The following is a 1,723-nucleotide window of genomic DNA, read 5'->3' on the forward strand; positions in this document are numbered from 1 at the left end:
ACCCGGGCAATGGCGCGCTGCTGGGCGCGGGCGCGGTCTGCACGTCCCATGGCATGTCCACCCGCTGGGGGCGTGACAGCCTGCGCGCCGTCAGCGCCGTGCACGACATTCATGTCGCCCATCAGGCCACCGATTGCCTGGCTGCGCTTTCGGCGGGCGTGCCTACTGAAACGGCAGATAACGGAACGTGACGTAAATGGTGTTGCCCCCCGTGGTGGGGGAGGCGCCATCACCGCCCTTGTAGGCGAATTTGCGCAGGTAGGTGTACTGCACGCCGGTCATGACCGCGCCATAGCCGCCCTGTAGCACATGCCACCAGCCGCCTACCGTCAGGTCGGCAAGGGTATGGGTCTGGGCGTCGCAGCTCCCGCCGGTAATCTTTTCCACGTCACAGCTATGCAGGGCCAGGTCGTTCACGCCATAGCCGTACTGGAACCCGTCCTTGCCGGTATAGGTACGCCGCCCGGAGCTTTCCACCCCGCCATACAGATAGACCAGCAGGTTGGGGGTAGGATGGCCGATCAGCCCCATGCTGCCGATGATTTCGGGAATGGGGGCGGGCGTGCCATCCGCCTTGAACGTGGCGTCGGGCAGCATGCCGGGGCCATAGCGGCCGATTCCCTCACCCGCCAGCACATTGCCGGTAAACTGCAGGAAACGGGGAATGACATGCACCGTCACGTCGCCGCCCACGCCGCCAGCAAAGGAGATCCGTTCCTTGATCGGGCCGTTGGGGGCCTGCGCCATGGCCTTGAACCAGCGCGCGAGGCCATAGATTTCGTAATGCGCGGGCTTGGTGTCCAGCGCGCCCTTCAGCACGATGTCAGGGGCGACATCCATGCTGTATTTGGCATTGGGGTTGAGCATGCCGGAACCGGCGTTGCTGTAAAGCAGCGCCGTGCCCGATGACGCGAGGGTATCCCCGTTGGTCAGCATGGGGTGGTCGCCCGTGCTGCCCGACGCCGCATAGGCCACCTGCGGCGCTTCAAGCGAAAGCCCCAGCCACCATTTGCGCCCGAAATCCTTGATGAAGCGGATCTGTGGCACGCGGGTGAACACAATGCCCGGAATCTGGTTGTTATCGACCACCGGCGGCAACTGTTCATGGCGCGACAGCAGGCCCTGCGTGTAACCCGTGGTCAGGCTCCATGCCTGCCCGGCCAGCACATGGAAGCCCCATTTCGTGTTGCTGTACGTCATATACGCCTGACGGATGCGCGGCGTGTAACTATTGGTCTGGTAGCTGTTGGCCGTGCCCGCCGCCCCGCCGAAATCGGTTTCGATATAGCCGGACAGGGTTTCATCCTTGGTGGGGGACCCCTGCAGCAGCACGCTCAGGCGCGTAAGCTGGGCGGAGGGGCGGTACTCCCCGGTATGGGCGTTGGGGCTGTTGGCGTAGGGAAAGCTGCCCCAGCTCGTGGCCGGGCCGCTGGTCAGGTTCTTGCTGCGGTAGATGTTGGAAAAGTCGATGAATCCCCCCAGCCGCACCGACACCCCGCCAATGCGGAATATGGGGGGCAGGCTGTCAACACCGGTCTGGGTAATGGCCAGCGGGCTGGAAGAATCGAGATCGAGCTTCGGCTGCGCGGGAATGATGGTGTCGGTCATGGTGTTTTCAGCCGCCGCCGCCGCCTGCGCGTCGTCCGACAGGGTGGGGCCACCGATGACAAGGCGTGACAGGTCGGGCATCGCGGTGATCTGGCTGGACGGCGCGGGCGCGGAC

At 64.7% G+C, this 1,723-nt stretch carries 1 protein-coding gene and 1 pseudogene; one reads left to right on the forward strand and one right to left on the reverse strand.

Annotated elements, in window-relative coordinates; translation table 11 throughout:
• A pseudogene (locus JCM25156_RS15785) lies at positions 1-191 on the forward strand (hypothetical protein); the annotation flags it as partial.
• Here the strand turns inward: JCM25156_RS15785 and JCM25156_RS15790 are convergent.
• Positions 163-1,723: hypothetical protein (locus tag JCM25156_RS15790; RefSeq protein WP_025813851.1), on the reverse strand; the 1,561-nt coding region annotated here is incomplete at its 5' end. The pseudogene JCM25156_RS15785 and the gene JCM25156_RS15790 overlap by 29 nt on opposite strands.

The sequence above is a fragment of the Komagataeibacter kakiaceti JCM 25156 genome (assembly GCF_000613305.1).